This is a genomic window from Micrococcus sp. HG099 (assembly GCF_024723355.1).
Lineage (GTDB): Bacteria > Actinomycetota > Actinomycetes > Actinomycetales > Micrococcaceae > Micrococcus > Micrococcus endophyticus.
In genome coordinates this window covers 1-2,130 of sequence record NZ_JANQCJ010000214.1, presented here as the reverse complement: position 1 = coordinate 2,130, position 2,130 = coordinate 1, and the positions used below count along the sequence as shown (strand labels likewise).

Here is a 2,130-nt window from a genome sequence, read left to right as displayed (position 1 = left end):
GGGGGCCGGGAGTGGTTAAAAGAAGCCGGGCCCCGCCGAGACCGCCGCGGTGTGGCCGGCGGTCTCCAGGGCGTGGACGGCCGAGAGGTCGGCCAGCTCCAGGGCGTGGCCCGCCTCGACGTCCTCGCGGACCGAGGTGGCCAGCGCCGGGCGCGCGGACGTCTCCGGCGAGCGGTCCGCCGCGTCGCGGGTCAGCGCGCGGTGCGCCTCGACGACCTGCCGGACGCCGTCGCGCAGCAGCGTGCGGGACTCGGCCACCGGGCGGCCCATCCGCTCGGCGACCTGCCGGTCCGTGAGCCCGCCCAGCCAGGCCAGGCGCACTGCCTCGAACGCGGCCGGGTCCACCCGGGAGCCCAGGTCCTCGGGCCGCTCGGCGGGTCCGGCCGAGCCGGGCCCGGCGCGGTCCGGGAGCAGCCCGTGCCCGGCCTCGGGGAGGCCGTCCGTGCGCAGGAGCGTGGTCATCACGCGGTGCGCCAGGACCTCGAGCCACGTGAACACCTGGCGCTCGCGGTGGGAGGCGGCGTCGTGCTCGCTCAGGTCCAGCCCGGCCTCGGACGCCTCCTCCCACGCGGTCAGGTAGGTGCGGGTCGTGGCCTCCGCGGCGTCGTCCGCGGAGCGGAACATCGCCGAGGCCAGGCCGTGCACCCACGGCACCGTGGCGTCGTAGAACGCGGAGAAGGCCGCGCGGTCGCCCTCGGCGCTGCGGCGGAGCAGGGTGTCCAGGGCGGGCGCGCCGGCCGCTGCGGAGCGGTCGGCCCGGGGCTCGGACGCGTCAGGAGTCTGCATGGTGGCCTCAGTCTAGGGAATCGGTCTCGGACGCCGCACCGGCGAACCCGTGTTGACGCCACGCCTCGTAGACGGCGACGGACACGGCGTTCGCGAGGTTCAGCGAGCGCCGCGAGGGCTGCATGGGCAGCGCGACGGTCTCGGCGACGCGGGGGTCGGCGACGACCTCCTCGGGCAGCCCCGTCGACTCGCGGCCGAAGAGCAGCACGTCCCCGGGCCGGTAGTCCACCCGGTCGTGCCGCACCCGCCCGCGCGCCGTGAACGCCAGCACGCGGGCCGGGGCGAGCGCGGCCAGGGCGGCGTCCAGGTCCGGGTGCACGGTGACCACGGCGAGGTCGTGGTAGTCCAGGCCGGCGCGCCGCAGGTGCGCGTCCTGGAAGCCGAAGCCCAGCGGCTCCACCAGGTGCAGCTCGGCCCCGGTGATCGCGGCGAGCCGGATCGCGTTGCCGGTGTTGCCGGGGATCTCGGGCGTCAGCAGCAGGATGCGGAAGCGGGGGGTGCCGGGCGCGGGCGCGCGCTCGGCGCCCTCGTGGGGGTTCGGGCGGGGCGGGGCGGGGGAGTCGGACACGCGCTCAGCCTAGTGGCGCGGCCCCTCCGCGGCCCGGAGCACGGGGACCGGGACGCGGACCCGGGTCAGTGCAGCCGCTCGACGAGGGTGCCGAGCACGCGGCGGTCCACCAGGTCCGGGTCCTCGCCCGTGCCGAGGAACAGGAGCAGGTCGCGGACGAACTGCCGGCCGGGGGCGGGCGGGGCGGTGAGCAGGTCGGCCCGGGCGCCGGGGTCGTCGGCCCCGCGGGCGTGGCGGATCACGGGCCCGTGGAGGGCGTCGCGGTCCGTCATCACGTGCACGAATCCGCCCACCGTGGCCTGGGGGAGCACCTGCTGCCAGGCCATCATGGCGGGCCCCAGCTGCGGGGGCGCCACCGGCCGCCCGCGCGAGCGCAGGTCGGACCCGTCCCACGTGTAGGCGCCCTCCGGGACCATCACGGAGCCCACGAGCGCCAGGCGGTGCCCGCACAGCACGGCGTGGTCGACGTCGAGGGGCCGGCCCCAGCGGCCGGCCAGGCGCAGCCCGGTGAGCACGCGCGCGGCCGGCAGCGCGTCGGCCACGTGGCGCAGGAGCACGTCCAGGGTGCGGGCCTGGCGGAGCACCCGGTGCTCGTCCGGGAGGATCCCGCGGGGCCGCGGCGCGCCATGCACGCGCTGGCTGGAACGGGGCAGAGGTTGGACATGGTGATCCGGCCCTTGATCGGGTTGGCGCGGTTCACGGTGTCCTCGAACACGATGTACGGGTAGCCGGACTCGAACTGGATCTCGGCGAGGGTCTGGAAGAACTCGCGCGCG

General features: G+C 77.1%; 3 protein-coding genes and 1 pseudogene. All 4 read right to left on the bottom strand.

Features of this window, described 5'->3' with window-relative positions; translation table 11 throughout:
• Positions 1–15: 15 nt before the first annotated feature.
• Complete coding sequence (locus tag NWP10_RS11680) at positions 16–786, bottom strand: hypothetical protein (RefSeq protein WP_258301014.1); 771 nt, start codon at positions 784–786, stop codon at positions 16–18.
• A 7-nt stretch (positions 787–793) separates the two neighbouring features.
• A complete protein-coding gene (locus NWP10_RS11675) occupies positions 794–1,354 on the bottom strand; it encodes a tRNA (cytidine(34)-2'-O)-methyltransferase (protein WP_375162494.1) in 561 nt (186 codons plus the stop codon).
• Between the two features lie 65 nt (positions 1,355–1,419).
• Positions 1,420–1,938, bottom strand: a complete 519-nt coding sequence (locus NWP10_RS11670) for a hypothetical protein (protein WP_258301013.1) — start codon at positions 1,936–1,938, stop codon at positions 1,420–1,422.
• Positions 1,939–2,003: 65 nt separating this feature from the next.
• Positions 2,004–2,130: pseudogene (locus NWP10_RS11665) on the bottom strand (hypothetical protein); the annotation flags it as partial.

Bases quoted from the DNA above. Each gene is read 5' to 3' on its own strand.
- NWP10_RS11680 (WP_258301014.1), bottom strand. From the start codon at position 786: ATGCAGACTCCTGACGCGTCCGAGCCCCGGGCCGACCGCTCCGCAGCG.